This is a genomic window from Cupriavidus sp. OV096 (assembly GCF_900115455.1).
In the GTDB taxonomy this organism is placed as follows: Bacteria; Pseudomonadota; Gammaproteobacteria; order Burkholderiales; family Burkholderiaceae; genus Cupriavidus.
In genome coordinates this window covers 236870-252709 of the sequence record NZ_FOWM01000001.1, presented here as the reverse complement: position 1 = coordinate 252709, position 15840 = coordinate 236870, and the positions used below count along the sequence as shown (strand labels likewise).

Below are 15840 nucleotides of genomic sequence, written 5' to 3'. Positions count from 1 at the left end.
GTTTCATGCCACGCCAGAAAACTGTCTCATCCGGAGTTGTCAGCAGGACCCGTCGTCCCAAGCAGCCGGAAGGAAAGGCTGGTGTGGCGAAATCTGCCGACGTGGTGGACGCCGAGGGCTTCGGCGACGATCCTGCTGCCGAAATGGTCCCGGCTACCGACGAGCCCATCACGCCCGTTTCGCGTGCCGGCCTGCGTGACACCGATCTCGCCACCGACCTGCGCGTAGACGTCGTCGCCGCCGACGACGGCGACGACGATGAAGCCGAGGACGAGGAAGAGGAAGAAGAAGCCGCCGAGGCCGCGCCCGAGCACGACGACTTCAAGACCGTGCTCCACACGGAACTCGCCGCCGACACCGTCCAGCATTACCTGAACCGCATCAGCATCAAGCCGTTGCTGTCCGCGCCGGAGGAACTCCATTTCTCCACGCTGGCCAAGGGCGGGGATTTCTCCGCGCGGCAGGTGATGATCGAGCGAAACCTGCGCCTCGTGGTCAGCATCGCCAAGGGCTACCTGAACCGTGGCGTGCCGCTGCTCGATTTGATCGAGGAAGGCAATCTCGGCTTGATGCACGCCATCGAGAAGTTCGATCCGACCCGTGGTTTCCGCTTTTCCACCTATGCCACGTGGTGGATCCGCCAGAGCATCGAGCGCGCGATCATGAATCAGGCCCGCACGGTGCGGTTGCCGGTGCACGTGATTCGCGAACTCAATCAAGTACTGCGTGCCAAGCGTCATCTTGAAAAAGGTGGCACCGATGGCCGCGACGCCAGCCTCGAGGACATTGCTCATCTCCTCGGAAAGACGCCTGACGAGGTGCAGGACGTGCTGGCACTCAATGAACATACCACCTCGCTCGATACGCCGTTCGATCTCGACCCAGGCTCCAGCCTGCTCGATTTCCTTTCCGACGAGCACAACGCCGCGCCCGACCAGGAAGTGGCCCACCGCGAGTTGGAAAACCTGATGAAGCTTTGGCTGGCCCGCCTGTCGGAGAAGCATCGCTATGTGGTGGAGCGCCGCTTCGGCCTGAACCACATCGAGCCGGCTACGCTCGAGGAGCTGGCCGAGGAAATGGGTCTGACGCGCGAGCGCGTGCGCCAGATCCAGCAGGAAGCGCTGGTCAAGCTCAAGCGGCATTTCGCTTCGCAAGGTGTCAGGAAGGACGCCGTTTTATGACCCCTGTGCTGGTATTCGACATCGAGACGATTCCCGATGTCGCCGGCCTGCGCCGTTTGCATGACCATCCCGCATCGATGAGCGACGCCGAAGTCGCCGAGCATGCGTTTGCCGCCCGCCGGGACAAGACCGGCTCCGACTTCATGCCGCACCACCTGCAGCGCGTGGCTGCCATTTCCTGTGTGCTGCGTCGCACGCAGCGCGATGGGTCCGCCGTGTTCCATGTCGGCTCGCTCGGCACGCTCGAGGATGGTGAGGCCACGCTGATCCAGAAGTTCTACGAACTGATCGCGCGCTACAGCCCGCAACTGGTGTCGTGGAATGGCGGTGGCTTCGACCTGCCCGTGCTCCACTATCGTGGGCTGATCAACGGGGTCGCTGCGCCGCGTTACTGGGAAATGGGTGAGGGCCGCGACGACGACAGCCGCGAGTTCAAGTGGAACAACTACATCAGCCGCTATCACATGCGGCATCTGGACCTGATGGACCTGCTGGCGATGTACCAGCCACGGGCCAGTGCGCCGCTCGACGACCTGGCCAAGCTATGCGGCTTCCCCGGCAAGATGGGGATGGACGGCAGCAAGGTATGGGAGGCCTACCAGCAAGGCCAGCTCGCCGCAATTCGCGATTATTGCGAGACTGACGTCGTCAACACCTACCTGATGTACTGCCGCTTCCAGTTGATGCGCGGCGGGCTGACGCCGCGCGAGTTCGACATGGAAGTGTCGCTGGTTCAGGAGTCGCTGGCCGAGCTGCCGGGCGAGCAGTGGATGCAGTACCTGCGCGCCTTCCAGCTCAAGCCGATGAGCCCCGAGGACGACGAAGAGCCCGAAATCTAGGCGTCCAGTGTCAGATGGATGGGCTGGTGGTCCGATGCATCGGTCTCGCCGTTGACCTCGCAACGTTGCACATCGGCGAGCAAATTCTCCGTCACGAACACGAAATCACACGCGAAGGGCGGCTCCGGCCATTGCTTCTTGTCATAGAGGGCGCAGGTCGGCGCGTGGGGCTCGCCCGGGTGGGTGTGGATCCACGCGTCTTGCCAGTTCGGCGTGGCATCGGGGTAGCGCTCGAGCATGGTCCGGTAGGCCACATCCTCCGGCTTGGCGTTGAAGTCGCCGCACAGGATCGCTTCAACGGGCCGTGGCTCCGGCGTGAACGGGCCGGGCCGTGATTCCGATTTGCTGGGCCGCCGCGCGTGATCGCACGCCTCCTTATGCCAGTCGCGCAGGGCGGTAGCCTGGGCCTCGCGTTGGAGCTTCGAATAGAACTCCAGGTGCGTGGAGATCACACGCAGACGCCTGGCGCCAATCTGCACTGTGACCTCCAACGCCACGCGTGGCATCGACGCCACTTCCGGATCAGCCGGCCAGGGTAATGCATGGCGGAAGACCTCCCGCACCGCGAGCCGAGTCGCGACCACGTTGCCGAACTGGCGATGGCTGCCATCGTTCCCGGTGCGGTCGACGCCCGGCGCGAAGATGACGCGGTAGCCGGGAAGCAGGGCGGTCAGCTCGGCCACCTGATCGCGGCTCGGGTTGCCGGCCATGTCCGTGAAACCCCGCGTGACCTCCTGCAGGCAGATCACGTCGGCGTCGGCCATGCCGCGCATGGTGTCGACGATCCGCGCGAGGTCGACCTTGCCGTCTGCCCCGCGCCCCCATTGGATATTCCACGTAATCAGTTCCATCGCCGTCCTCTATTGCGGCTGCCGTTTGGCGCCGTGACTGGAATACAATCGCGCTTTCGCAAAACAATACGTCAGGTCCCACTGGTGTCTCAAGCCGTGTCTTCACCCGCCCAGCCGGCGACGCAGTCTAGTGTCGCTTCCGCCACAACTCCGGGGTCTCCCGACCCGATCGTCAAGATCGAAAGCCTTGACATGGAGGCGCGCGGCGTCGGCCGCCTGGTCAATGAAGACGGCACGCCGGGCAAGGTGATCTTCGTCGAAGGTGCGCTGCCGGGCGAGACGGTCAGCTATCGCAGTTTCCGCCGCAAGCGGAGCTACGAGCAGGCCCATCTGGTGGAGGTGAAGCAGGCGTCTGTGATGCGCGTGGAGCCGGGGTGCCAGCATTTCGGCGTGTGCGGCGGTTGCTCGATGCAGCACCTGGACGCGCGCGCCCAGTTGGCCATCAAGCAGCGCGTGCTGGAGGACAATCTCTGGCATCTGTCGAAGGTGCGGCCGGACGTCGTATTTCGTCCAATTGCCGGCCCAGACTGGGGCTATCGCTACCGTGCGCGACTGACCGTCCGCTATGTGGCGAAGAGGGGCGGGGCGCTGGTGGGCTTCCACGAGCGCAAGAGCAGTTACGTGGCCGACATGACGCGCTGCGAGATCCTGCCGCCGCATGTGTCCGCCTTGCTGGTGCCGCTGCGCGAGCTGGTCGCGGCGTTGTCGATCCGCGACCGCATGCCCCAGATCGAACTCGCGGTGGGCCAGGAAGTGACGGCGCTGGTGCTGCGCATCCTTGAGCCGCTGACCGATGCCGATAAGGACCTGCTGCGCGCCTTCGCCGACCGCCACAGCGTGCAGTTCTGGCTCCAGCCGAAGGGCCCGGACACGGTCTATCCGTTCTATCCGGCCGATCAGGAACTGGCGTACACGCTGCCCGAGTTCGGCATCCGCATGCCGTTCAAGCCGACCGATTTCACGCAGGTCAATCATCAGATCAACCGTGTGCTGATTGGCCGCGCGCTGCGCCTGCTGGACGCCCAGCCCACGGACCGGCTGCTCGACCTGTTCTGCGGTATCGGCAATTTCACGCTGCCGCTGGCCACGCAGGGCGCATCGGTGATGGGCATCGAGGGCAGCGAGGTGCTAACCACGCGCGCGCTGGCCAATGCCGAGTACAACGGGCTGGCTGGCAAGACGTCGTTCGCCTCCCGCAACCTGTTCGAGGTGACGGCCCAGGATATCGCCGCGCTGGGCCGCTTCGACCGCTGGCTCGTCGATCCGCCCCGCGAGGGTGCGCTGGCGGTCTGCAAGGCGCTGGGTGATCTCAACCAGGCCGGCAGCGACGTGCTGCCGCAGCGCATCGTCTACGTGTCTTGCAACCCGGCCACGCTGGCGCGCGACGCGGGTATGCTGGTGCGCGAAGCCGGCTATCGGCTGGCCGGCGCCGGTGTGGTCAACATGTTCCCGCACACGTCCCACGTGGAGTCGATCGCGGTCTTCGAGCGGGACTGACCGGCGGCGATGCTCATCGCGCAGGCATGAAAAAACCGGCCCGAAGGCCGGTTTTTCGTTTGCAACAACGTTGCGGGTCGTGCGTCAGTCGCGGCTGCCGCCGAAGATGCCGAGCAGCGCCAGCAGGTTCGCGAACACGTTGTAGACGTCGAGGTAGATCGCGAGCGTGGCGGTGATGTAGTTCGTCTCGCCGCCGTTCACGATGCGCTGCACGTCAAACAGGATGTACGCGGAGAAGATGCCGATCGCGATCACGGACACGGTGATCATCAGCGCGGGCATCTGCAGCCAGATGTTGGCCACGCTGGCCAGGATCAGCAAGATCACGCCGACGAACAGGAACTTGCTCATGCCGGAGAAATCGCGCTTGCTGACCGTGGCGACGGACGCCATCGTGGCAAACACGGCCGCCGTGCCGCCGAACGCGTACATGATCAGCGCCGGGCCGTTCGAGAACGACAGCGTCGCGCTGATCAGTCGCGACAGCATCAGGCCCATGAAGAACGTGAACGCCAGCAGCAGGACCACGCCCATGCTGCTGTTCTTGGTCTTCTCGATGCCGTACATGAAGCCGAACGCGACCGCGAAGAAGATCAGGATCGAGAGGCCGGGGCTGCCCGCCATCAGGGTGAAGCCGGAGGCCACGCCGATCCACGCGCCGAGCACGGTCGGGATCATCGAGAGGGCCAGCAGCCAGTAGGTGTTGCGTAGGACCCGATTGCGGACGACGACATCGGTCGCGCCCGCGTTGTTGCCGAAACCGTAGGTGTTCAGCTTGTTGTTCATGGTGACTCCTGTCATCAATGTTCGGTGAGGCGCCGGGTGAGACCCGGGCGGCACAACGTCAATGTGGCATTGCGTAGGCGGTTTTGCAAGGGCCTTTGTCTTAACAATAACGCATTGGCCTGGTTGTTTTCCGATTTCGCAAACATTGGACGAGACTTTGGGCCTTCCGTTCCCCGGCTGCGCACCCAAAAAGTGTATTTTACGCTACTTATTGCGCCGCAACATCGTGCGCCAGGGCTCACAACGGGGCGAACGGGTCACGCGCTCGAATCCGTCTTGGTCTCGTGCTAGAATTGCACGTTTAATCCATTTGTAACCCCTTCATTTTTCGGAGTTTTTCATGGCGATCGAACGCACCCTGTCGATTATCAAGCCGGATGCCGTGGCCAAGAACGTTATCGGCCAGATCTACGCCCGTTTCGAGGCCGCTGGCCTGAAGATCATTGCTGCCAAGATGGTTCACCTGTCGCGCGGTGAAGCCGAGCAGTTCTACGCCGTGCACAAGGCACGCCCGTTCTTCAAGGACCTGGTGGACTTCATGGTTTCCGGCCCGGTGATGATCCAGGCCCTGGAAGGCGAAGGCGCCATTGCCAAGAATCGCGACCTGATGGGCGCCACGGACCCGAAGAAGGCTGAAAAGGGCACGATCCGCGCCGATTTCGCCGACAGCATCGACGCCAACGCCGTGCACGGCTCGGACGCCGCGGAAACGGCAGCTCAGGAAGTGGCTTTCTTCTTCCCGGGTATGAACGTTTACGGCCGCTGATTGTCCCTGACATCACGACCTGTACTGAAGTAAAGCTGGAATTGCCGTCATGAACCCTCTCGTCAACCTGCTCGATCTCGACGCGGACGCGCTCACCGCCTATTGCGGCGAGCTCGGCGAGAAGCCGTTCCGTGCCCGGCAATTGCAGCGCTGGATCCACCAGTTCGGTGCCAGCCAGTTCGACGCCATGTCGGATCTCGCCAAGTCGCTGCGCGAGAAGCTCGCCACGCGCGCCGAGATCCGCTCGCCGGCCATCATCACCGACAACGTGTCGACCGATGGCACGCGCAAATGGCTGCTCGACGTGGGCGCTGGCAACGCGGTGGAGACGGTGTACATCCCCGAGGACACGCGCGGCACGCTGTGTGTGTCCTCGCAGGCTGGATGCGCCGTCAACTGCCGGTTCTGTTCGACCGGCAAGCAGGGTTTCTCGCGCAATCTGTCGACTGGCGAGATCATCGGCCAGCTGTGGATGGCCGAGTTCGCCATGCGTGCCCAGCTGGGCCGCGGCCCCAAAGACGAGCGCGTCATCTCCAATGTGGTGATGATGGGCATGGGCGAGCCGCTGCTCAACTACGACGCCGTGGTGCCGGCCATGCGCCTGATGCTCGACGACCACGCGTACGGCCTGTCGCGCCGCCGCGTCACGCTGTCCACCTCCGGCGTGGTGCCGATGATGGACCGCCTGTCGAAAGACCTGCCGGTGGCGCTGGCGGTGTCGCTGCATGCGTCGAACGACCCGCTGCGGGACATGCTGGTCCCGCTCAACAAGAAGTACCCGCTGGCCGAACTGATGGCGGCATGCCGCCGCTACCTCGAGTTCGCGCCGCGCGATTTCATCACCTTCGAATACTGCATGCTCGATGGCGTCAACGACGGCGTCGAGCACGCGCGGGAACTGCTGAAGCTTGTGGCCGACGTGCCGTGCAAGTTCAACCTGATCCCGTTCAACCCGTTCCCGGAATCTGGCCTGAAGCGCTCGAACAACGAGCAGATCCGCCGCTTCGCCCAGGTGCTGATGGACGCGGGCATCGTTACCACGATCCGAAAGACCCGCGGCGACGATATCGACGCCGCCTGTGGTCAGCTGGCCGGGGAGGTCATGGATCGGACCCGTCTGGCCGAGCGCGGCAAGTTCGGCAAGATCACGCCACTGGTGCCGGTGGTTGCCGCCGGTCAATCTCGGGAGGCCCGTCCTGCATGACCCGTCTGATTGTCGCAGCCCTGTCAGGGCTGATGATGTTGTCCGCCTGCACGTTGCCGCCTCCGCCTTCGCAGGACATCAAGACCGCCTCCGACCAGACCGCAGCGAGCCGCCGCGCCGCCATCCGGCTGCAACTGGCTACGCAATATCTTGACGCGCGCCAGTATCCGGTGGCGTTGGACGAGGTGAAGCAGGCCATCGCGATCGATCCGGCCTCCGTGGACGCCTACCATGTGCGCGCCCTGATCTACATGGGCATGAACGAGAACGCGCTGGCGGAGGATAGCTTCCGCACGGCGCTCTCGATGCGCGCCAACGATCCGGACGTGCTCAACAACTACGGCTGGTTTCTCTGCCTGACCAACCGTTTTGCCGAGGGCAAGGCCACGCTCCAGCGCGCGGTGCAGGCGCCGTCCGCCAACGGCCCGGTCAAGCCGCTGACCAACCTCGGCGCTTGCGAGCTGCGCAACGGCGACATGGTGGCGGCGGAAAAGAACCTCCAGACCGCGTATGGCTATGATCGCAGCGATCCGTCGGTCAATACGAACCTGGCGCTGCTGAACTACAAGCGCGGCGACTTCGCACAAGCACAGGAATATGCCGGCAAGGTCAACAACAGCCGGTTTGTCAGCGCGCAATCCCTCTGGCTGGGAGCGCGTATTGCACGCCGTCAGGGCGACACAGCGACACAGAATTCGCTGCTGTCGCAACTCCGCAACCGGTTTCCCGACTCGCGCGAGCTGACGGCCTACGAGAGAGGAGCTTGGGATGAGTGAACAAGAGCGCGCCTTGGAAGCTGCGACGACGGGTCACGTCGGCAGTGGCGCGACAGACTCCGACCGCGAGGCCGTGGCCCGCGAGATCGGGGCGCAACTGAAAGAAGCACGCCAGACGCAGCGTCTGTCGCTGGAGGACGTGAGCGCGCGGCTCAAGGTGGCGTCGGCCAAGCTGGCGGCCATCGAGTCCGGCAACGTGGCGAGCCTGCCTGACGTAACGTTCGCCAAGGGCGTGATGCGGGCCTACGCGCGCACGCTCCATATCGATATCGACGCGCTGCTGGGCCAGTATCACGCCCAGGCGCAGACCGCGCCGGTGCAGGAAATCACGCGCCGCCGCGAAGGTGCGATCAACCAGACGTTCGACGACCGCAAGCGCTTCGGCTCGAAGAGTTCGAGCGGGGCGGGCGGCCGCTGGGTGTGGCTGTTCTTCGTGCTCGTGGTGCTGGGCGCCGGCGGCTATTTCGGCTTCGACCACGCCCGTGCATGGTGGGAATCGCGTGAGCAAGCCGCCGCGGAAGCGCCGGCCGCCGCCGTTGTCACGGAAGACCCCACCACGGCGCAGAGCCATGGCGACGGTACGGTGACCGCAGCGCTGCCGCCGGTCATGGCGGGTAACGATTCCCCGGCGCCGTCGGAGGCACCGCCCACGACCGTGGCCGGCCTGCCGCTGGCAACGGGTGGCGCATTGGGCACTTCGGATGCCACTTCGGCGGCCCCTGCCGCGCCGTCGGCACCCGCTGCAACGAAGCCCGCTCCGGCCGCCACGGCGACGCCCGTGACGGAAACGACCAAGCCTGTCCCGGCGACGCCTGCGGCCACGGCCACCACGGCTGCGGACGGCACGATCCAGATCCGCTTCTCGGCGGACACCTGGTACGAGGTGCGTGACCGCACCGGCAAGATCATCCTGGGCGGCACCGCCAAGGCCGGCGATACCGCTGCCGGCAGCGGCGCGGGCGGCCCGTACAAGATGATCCTGGGTAATGTGAAGGGTGTGGAATCGATCACGCGCAATGGCGCGCCCGTCGATTTCCAGTCAGCCAACCGAAATAATGTGGCGCGCCTGACGCTGCAGTGATGCAGTCGGGTGGCGCATCAAGCGATGCAACAAGGTGGTAACGCTATGAACGAGAAGGCTTCCCAGCCGGTCCTGCCGGGTTCGTTGCCGCGCCGGCAATCGCGCCAGGCGCGTGTAGTGTGGGGCGACAATATCGTCACCGTGGGTGGTGGCGCACCGGTCCGTGTGCAGTCGATGACGAACACGGATACGGTTGATGCCATCGGTACCGCGATCCAGGTCAAGGAACTGGCGCGCGCCGGGTCCGAGATCGTCCGCATCACGGTGAATACGCCCGAGGCCGCCGCCGCCGTGCCGGCCATCCGCGAACAGTTGGACCGCATGGGTGTGGACGTGCCGCTGGTCGGCGACTTCCACTACAACGGCCATACGCTGCTGCACGATTATCCCGAGTGCGCACAGGCGTTGTCGAAGTACCGGATCAACCCCGGCAACGTCGGCAAGGGCGCCAAGCGCGACCGGCAGTTCGCCGAGATGATCGAGCTGGCGTGCCGCTATGAGAAGCCGGTGCGCATCGGCGTGAACTGGGGCAGCCTGGACCAGGACCTGCTCGCCCGCATCATGGACGAGAACGCCGCCCGTGCCGTGCCCTGGGGCGCGCAGAGCGTGATGGTCGAGGCGCTGATCACGTCGGCGATCGAGTCCGCGCAGAAGGCCGAGGAAATCGGCCTGCCGGGTAGCCAGATCATCCTGTCGTGCAAGGTCTCGCAGGTGCAGGAGCTGATCGCGGTGTACCGCGAGCTGGCCCGCCGCTGCGAGTACGCGCTGCACCTGGGCCTGACCGAAGCCGGCATGGGCAGCAAGGGCATCGTGGCCTCGACGGCCGCGCTGTCGGTGCTGATGCAGGAAGGCATTGGCGACACCATCCGCATTTCGCTGACCCCGGAACCGGGCGCGGCGCGCGAGAAGGAAGTCTACGTGGCGCAGGAAATCCTGCAGACCATGGGGCTGCGCAATTTCACGCCGATGGTGATTGCCTGCCCGGGTTGCGGTCGCACCACGAGCACCACGTTCCAGGAACTCGCGTCCAGCATCCAGTCGTATCTGCGCGAGCAGATGCCGACGTGGAAGACCGCGTATCCGGGCGTCGAGGAAATGGATGTGGCCGTGATGGGCTGCATCGTGAACGGCCCCGGCGAGAGCAAGCATGCCAATATCGGCATCTCGCTGCCGGGCTCGGGCGAGTCGCCGGCGGCGCCAGTGTTCGTCGATGGCGTCAAGGTGAAGACGCTGCGCGGCGAACGCATCGCCGAGGAATTCCAGGCGATCGTGGACGAGTACGTGCGCACGCACTACGGTCCCGGCGCCACGCAGCAAGTACAAGAATCGGTGGCCTGAACCCGGCTGCATCGCAGCGAAGCAGGCAACACCGCAGGTAACGAAACGGATATGAGCGAAGAGAAGACGAAGGCCGCCAAGGCACTGCAGGGCGTGAAGGGCATGAACGACATGCTGCCCGCCGACGCCCCGCTGTGGGAAATGTTCGAGAATGCCGCACGCAGCATGCTGCGTGCCTACGGCTACCAGCAGATCCGCACGCCGATCGTCGAGCATACGCAGCTGTTCGTCCGTGGCATTGGCGAGGTGACGGACATCGTCGAGAAGGAGATGTATTCCTTCACCGATGCGCTGAACGGCGAGCACCTGACGCTGCGCCCGGAAGGCACGGCGGCGGCGGTGCGCGCGACCATCGAGCACAACCTGCTCTATGACGGCCCGAAGCGCCTCTGGTACACCGGTCCGATGTTCCGCCATGAGCGTCCGCAGCGCGGCCGCTATCGCCAGTTCCACCAGCTTGGCGCCGAGGCACTTGGCTTTGCCGGCCCCGACGTGGACGCCGAGATCATCCTCATGTGCCAGCGCCTGTGGGACGACCTGGGCCTGGTCAACGTGCGGCTGGAACTCAATTCGCTGGGTCAGGCGCATGAGCGCGCGGCCCACCGTGAGGAACTGATCAAGTACCTCGAGGGCTTCCAGGACATCCTCGACGAGGACAGCAAGCGCCGCCTCTACACGAATCCGCTGCGCGTGCTGGACACGAAGAATCCGGCGCTCCAGGAAATGGCCGCCAACGCGCCCAAGCTGATCGACTTCCTGGGCGAGGAATCGCTGGCCCACTTCGAGGGCGTGCAGCGCCTGCTGCTGGCCAACAATATTCCGTTCAAGATCAATCCGCGCCTCGTGCGCGGGCTCGATTACTACAACCTGACCGTGTTCGAGTGGATCACGGACAAGCTCGGCGCGCAGGGCACCATTGCCGGCGGCGGTCGCTACGATCCGCTGATCCAGCAGATGGGCGGCAAGCCCGCACCGGCCTGCGGCTGGGCGATGGGCATCGAGCGGATCATCGAACTGATGCGCGAAGAGAAGCTCGCGCCGGAAGCGCCAGGTTGCGATGTCTATCTGGTCCACCAGGGTGAGGCGGCCGGCCAGCAGGCCATGATCGTCGCCGAGCGGTTGCGCGACGCCGGCCTGGACGTGGTGGTGCATGCCACGCCGGATGGCAAGAGCGGCAGCTTCAAGTCGCAGATGAAGCGCGCCGACGCAAGTGGCGCATCCTTTGCCGTTATTATTGGCGACGACGAAGTGGCGGCCGGCGTGATGCAGGTCAAGCAGCTGCGTGGCGGCAGCGCTGGTGACGGCGGCCCGCAGGCAAGCGTTGCGGCCGAAGCGGTGGTGGACCACATCATCGACGCGATGATCAACGCGACAGAGTCTGACACCGCGGACGACGCGGAAGACGAACAATAAGCGAATTCAGCGGTATCCAGCCTGGCCGATCCCGGGGGACGGCCGGACTTATCAACCTTTGCGGGTAACTGCCGCGACATGGCTTGCGAGACATGGCTTACGATCTAGAAGAACAGGAACAGCTTGAGAGCCTGAAGGCCTGGTGGAACCAGTACGGCAACATCATCACGTGGATCGTGATTGCCGCGCTGCTCGGTTTCGCGGCCTGGAGTGGCTGGAACTACTGGCAGCGCGTGCAGGCGCGCGATGCCGCGCTGCTGTACGAGCAGGTCACCAAGGCTGCCGAGGCCCGCGACGCGGACCGCGTGAAGCGCGCCGCCACCGACCTCGAGGACAAGTTCGGCCGTACGGCCTATGGTCCGATGAGCGCGCTCGTGGCGGCCAAGGTGCTGTACGATGCGGGCGATCTGGCCGGCGCCAAGACGCAGCTGCAGTGGGCCGTGGATCATGGTGGCGACGAGTACGCGCCGCTGGCGCGCGTGCGTCTGGCCGGCGTGCTGCTCGACGAGAAGGCGTACGACCAGGGCCTCGCGCTGCTGAAGGACACGCCGCCCGCCCAGTTCGAGGCACTGTTCGCTGACCGCCGGGGCGACCTGCTGGCCGCGCAGGACAAGCGCGACGACGCTCGCACTGCTTACCGCCAAGCGCTGGAGAAGCTGAGCGCCGATGAAGGTGGTATGCGCCAGATCATCCAGTTCAAGCTCGACGCGCTGGGCACGGCCTGAGCGGCACATCGAATAATCCTTAGGATCGTATCCCTATGACGTCATTGCTCCGCGCCGCCGCCATCCGTTCTCTGTCTCCCGTGGTGTCTCGCCGTGTCGCCCGCGTGGTAGTCGCCGGCGCCTGCGTGAGCGCGCTGGCCGGCTGCTCGCTGTTCGGCAAGGAAAACAAGCATCCGCCCACCGAGCTGAAGCCGATTTCGGCCACGCTGTCCGTCAAGCAGGCCTGGAAGGCCGACGTGGGCAAGAGCGGCCCGTACGTGATGGCCCCGGTGGCGGCTGGTAATAATGTATACGTGTCGTCCAAGGGCGGCACCGTGCTGGCGCTGGAAGGCAATTCGGGGCGTACGCTCTGGAAGGCCAAGACCGACCTCGACCTGACCTCGGGCCCCGGCTCGGACGGCTCGGTGACGGCTGTGGCCGGCGAGAAGGGCGCGATCTACGCCTTCGACACCAGCGGGAAGCAGATCTGGAAGAAGCAGGTCAACGGCGAGGTGCTGTCGGCGCCGCTGGTCGGCAACGGCCTCGTGGTCGTGCGCACGACCGATACGCGTGTGATCGGCCTCGACGCCCAGACCGGCGACCGCCGGTGGATCTACCAGCGCTCGCAGACCCCGCTGAACCTGCGCGCCGCCATGGGCATGGTCTATGCTGGCGACGGCATCGTCATGGGCTTCCCGGGCGGCAAGCTCGGCGTGCTGGCACCCGGCAACGGCGTGCTGCGCTGGGAAAGCACGGTGTCGTATCCGAAGGGCGTGTCCGAGATCGAACGGCTCAACGACGTGACCGGCGTACCGGCCGTCAATGGCCGCCAGGTGTGCGCCACGACCTTCCAGGGCCGTGTGTCGTGCCTGGAACTGGCCAACGGCCAGCCGCAGTGGGGCAAGGATTTCTCCTCGCCGACCGGGCTGGCCCAGGATGAAACGTCACTGTTCGCCAGCGACGAAACCTCGACCCTCTTCGCGTTCGACCGTTCCAACGGCAACGAGCGCTGGAAGAACGACCAGCTCCGCTATCGCAGCCTGGGCGCGCCGATCGCGCTCGGCCGCTCGGTGGTGGTGGGCGATTTCGAGGGCTTTGTCCACTTCCTGTCCCGTGAAGACGGGCAGATCGTGGCCCGCATGAAGACCGACGGCAGCGCCGTCAGCGCAGCGCCGGTCGTGGCCGGCCAGACGCTGGTCGTACAGACCCGCGACGGTGATATCTTCGGTTTCGTACCGAACTGATCGCCAGCGCACGCAAGCCTGGCCGTGCCCCTGTCGCACGGCCGGCGCCAATCCGGTAGCATGATCCCTGGTCGTGCCAGCAACTGCGGAAGGTGGCGATTCGCCCCGGTTCCGCGCCCGACAGGAAGCCCCATTTCAGGGAATACGGCCAGCCGCGCGGTAATCCGTGCGATGGTTGTCGGATCAACATGACTCCGGAGTTGCCGGGGGACGGCATATGCCGCCCCCCGTTTCCGTTTATTGCATGAAACCAGTTATCGCACTCGTCGGACGCCCGAATGTGGGCAAGTCGACGCTATTCAATCGCATGACCCGCTCCCGGGACGCCCTTGTGGCCGACCTGCCGGGTCTCACGCGTGACCGCCACTACGGCGAAGGCCGCATCGGCGAGCGTCCGTTCATCGTTATCGACACGGGTGGTTTCGAACCCGTGGCCAAGGACGGCATCGTGGCCGAGATGGCCAAGCAGACGCGCCAGGCCGTGGTCGAGGCCGACGTGGTCATCTTCCTGGTCGACGGCCGCCTGGGCCTGGCGCCGCAGGACCGTGTGATCGCCGACTACCTGCGCAAGACCGGTCGTCGCATCATGCTGGCCGTGAACAAGGCCGAGGGCATGAAGTACACCTCGGTAGCCGCGGACTTCTACGAACTCGGCATGGGCGACCCCTATGCGATCTCGTCCACGCACGGCGACGGCGTGAGCGAACTCGTGGACGAGGCGCTGGAGATGGCCGTGCAGGAGCGTCCGGAGCTCGCCGAGCAGACGGATGAGAGCCATCGCGGCGTGAAGATCGCGATCGTGGGGCGCCCGAACGTGGGCAAGTCCACGATGGTCAACACGCTGATCGGCGAGGAGCGCGTGATCGCGTTCGACATGCCGGGCACCACGCGTGACGCGATCTATGTGGAATTCGAGCGGGGCGGCAAGCCGTACACGCTGATCGACACGGCTGGCCTGCGCAAGCGCGGCAAGGTGTTCGAGGCGATCGAGAAGTTCTCGGTGGTCAAGACGCTGCAGTCGATTGCCGACGCCAACGTGGTCGTCCTGCTACTCGACGCCCAGCAGGACATTTCCGAGCAGGACGCGCACATCGCCGGCTTCATCGTCGAATCCGGCCGGGCGCTGGTGGTGGGCGTGAACAAGTGGGACGGACTGGACGGCCACGCGCGTGACCGCATCAAGCACGACCTGGAGCGCAAGCTGCAATTCCTGAGCTTCGCGAATTTCCACTTCGTATCCGCGCGCGAACGCACCGGCATCGGCGCGCTGCTGCGCTCCGTGGATGAGGCGTACGCCGCCGCGATGGTCAAGCTGCCCACGCCGCAGCTGACCCGTGTGCTGGCCGAAGCGGTGGAGTTCCAGCAGCCCAGGCGGGTGGGCGCGTCGCGCCCCAAGCTGCGCTACGCGCACCAGGGCGGCTCGAATCCGCCGATCATCGTGGTGCACGGCAACGCGCTGCAAGGTGTGGCCGAGACCTATCGTCGCTATCTGGAAAACCGCTTCCGGACAGCGTTCAAACTCAAGGGCACACCGCTGCGCATCGAATTTCGTACGAACAAAAACCCGTACGCCGACTCGAAGGAATGAGGCGCAATGGTGCCTTTCTTCGCGGCCAAGTTTCGTTTGCGTTCGTTTGGAACTGAGGCTAAATTCACGGTAGCAGGGGAAGCCCTGCACGTTGATGCCAGCCTGGTACCGTTTTGATCTTTTTTCTGGCGCGGTTTTGCGCCAACTGACTTGAACCGGGGACTTTTGTCCCCATCATCCATCACTAAATCTATAATTTTGGAGTGTGCCATGAGCAACAAAGGGCAATTGCTACAAGACCCGTTCCTGAACGCGCTGCGCAAAGAGCACGTGCCGGTTTCCATCTACCTCGTCAATGGCATCAAGCTGCAAGGCAACATCGAATCGTTCGACCAGTACGTCGTCCTGCTGCGTAACACCGTGACGCAGATGGTCTATAAGCATGCGATTTCCACCGTCGTGCCTGCGCGCGCGGTCAACTTCCGCGTGGATGACTCCCCCGAGGGCTGATACTTCCTCTCTCGCTGCCGGCCGCATTGCGATGCGGCCGCAGCACCGTGCCTTCCCTCTTCAGTACCGTCCCACGCGGATGGTGCCATCCGCCGCGGCACGTTGCCGCAGCCGGCCATTGT

The 15840-nt window shown here is 64.8% G+C and carries 15 protein-coding genes; 13 read left to right on the top strand and 2 right to left on the bottom strand.

Annotated elements, in window-relative coordinates:
• Nucleotides 1-5: 5 nt before the first annotated feature.
• A complete protein-coding gene (gene rpoS, locus BM115_RS01190) occupies nt 6-1181 on the top strand; it encodes an RNA polymerase sigma factor RpoS (RefSeq protein ID WP_092289708.1) in 1176 nt (391 codons plus the stop codon).
• Entirely contained in the window at nt 1178-2020 is an 843-nt protein-coding gene (locus tag BM115_RS01185; RefSeq protein ID WP_092289706.1) for a 3'-5' exonuclease, read from the top strand. The genes rpoS and BM115_RS01185 overlap by 4 nt, the downstream gene beginning before the upstream one ends.
• Here the strand turns inward: BM115_RS01185 and BM115_RS01180 are convergent.
• Complete coding sequence (locus BM115_RS01180) at nt 2017-2871, bottom strand: endonuclease/exonuclease/phosphatase family protein (RefSeq protein WP_092289704.1); 855 nt, start codon at nt 2869-2871, stop codon at nt 2017-2019. The two genes, BM115_RS01185 and BM115_RS01180, sit on opposite strands and share 4 nt — an antisense overlap.
• 168 nt (nt 2872-3039) lie before the next feature.
• Here BM115_RS01180 and rlmD point away from each other — a divergent pair, with 168 nt between their 5' ends.
• Nucleotides 3040-4368, top strand: a complete 1329-nt coding sequence (gene rlmD, locus BM115_RS01175; protein WP_092290831.1) for a 23S rRNA (uracil(1939)-C(5))-methyltransferase RlmD — start codon at nt 3040-3042, stop codon at nt 4366-4368.
• Nucleotides 4369-4452: 84 nt separating this feature from the next.
• Here the strand turns inward: rlmD and BM115_RS01170 are convergent, their stop codons facing one another.
• Complete coding sequence (locus BM115_RS01170) at nt 4453-5154, bottom strand: Bax inhibitor-1/YccA family protein (RefSeq protein ID WP_092289702.1); 702 nt, start codon at nt 5152-5154, stop codon at nt 4453-4455.
• A 340-nt stretch (nt 5155-5494) separates the two neighbouring features.
• Between BM115_RS01170 and ndk the strand changes: the two genes are divergently transcribed.
• The 10 genes from ndk to hfq all read left to right on the top strand — a co-directional run bounded on the left by ndk (nt 5495) and on the right by hfq (nt 15718).
• Entirely contained in the window at nt 5495-5920 is a 426-nt protein-coding gene (gene ndk / locus BM115_RS01165; protein ID WP_092289700.1) for a nucleoside-diphosphate kinase, read from the top strand.
• 49 nt (nt 5921-5969) lie between these two features.
• Complete coding sequence (gene rlmN / locus BM115_RS01160; protein WP_092289698.1) at nt 5970-7124, top strand: dual-specificity RNA methyltransferase RlmN; 1155 nt, start codon at nt 5970-5972, stop codon at nt 7122-7124.
• The gene (gene pilW / locus BM115_RS01155; protein ID WP_092289696.1) at nt 7121-7900 is read left to right on the top strand and encodes a type IV pilus biogenesis/stability protein PilW; all 780 of its coding nucleotides are present in this window, start codon (nt 7121-7123) and stop codon (nt 7898-7900) included. The genes rlmN and pilW overlap by 4 nt, the downstream gene beginning before the upstream one ends.
• Nucleotides 7893-8981 carry a RodZ domain-containing protein gene (locus BM115_RS01150; protein ID WP_092289694.1) on the top strand — a complete coding sequence of 363 codons (1089 nt, stop codon included), beginning with the start codon at nt 7893-7895 and terminating at the stop codon, nt 8979-8981. The genes pilW and BM115_RS01150 overlap by 8 nt, the downstream gene beginning before the upstream one ends.
• 45 nt (nt 8982-9026) lie before the next feature.
• Nucleotides 9027-10319 (top strand): flavodoxin-dependent (E)-4-hydroxy-3-methylbut-2-enyl-diphosphate synthase, encoded by a 1293-nt coding sequence (gene ispG / locus BM115_RS01145; RefSeq protein ID WP_092289692.1) that lies wholly within the window; start codon nt 9027-9029, stop codon nt 10317-10319.
• 51 nt (nt 10320-10370) lie between these two features.
• Complete coding sequence (hisS, locus tag BM115_RS01140) at nt 10371-11732, top strand: histidine--tRNA ligase (protein WP_092289690.1); 1362 nt, start codon at nt 10371-10373, stop codon at nt 11730-11732.
• A gap of 92 nt (nt 11733-11824) precedes the next feature.
• Nucleotides 11825-12457: a YfgM family protein gene (locus tag BM115_RS01135; protein ID WP_092289688.1), complete on the top strand. Its 633-nt coding sequence runs from the start codon at nt 11825-11827 to the stop codon at nt 12455-12457.
• Nucleotides 12458-12492: 35 nt separating this feature from the next.
• The gene (gene bamB, locus BM115_RS01130; protein WP_092289686.1) at nt 12493-13680 is read left to right on the top strand and encodes an outer membrane protein assembly factor BamB; all 1188 of its coding nucleotides are present in this window, start codon (nt 12493-12495) and stop codon (nt 13678-13680) included.
• Nucleotides 13681-13924: 244 nt separating this feature from the next.
• On the top strand, nt 13925-15268 hold the full coding sequence (der, locus tag BM115_RS01125; protein WP_092289684.1) for a ribosome biogenesis GTPase Der: 1344 nt from the start codon (nt 13925-13927) through the stop codon (nt 15266-15268).
• A gap of 210 nt (nt 15269-15478) precedes the next feature.
• The gene (gene hfq, locus BM115_RS01120) at nt 15479-15718 is read left to right on the top strand and encodes an RNA chaperone Hfq (RefSeq protein WP_092289682.1); all 240 of its coding nucleotides are present in this window, start codon (nt 15479-15481) and stop codon (nt 15716-15718) included.
• Nucleotides 15719-15840 lie beyond the last annotated feature (122 nt).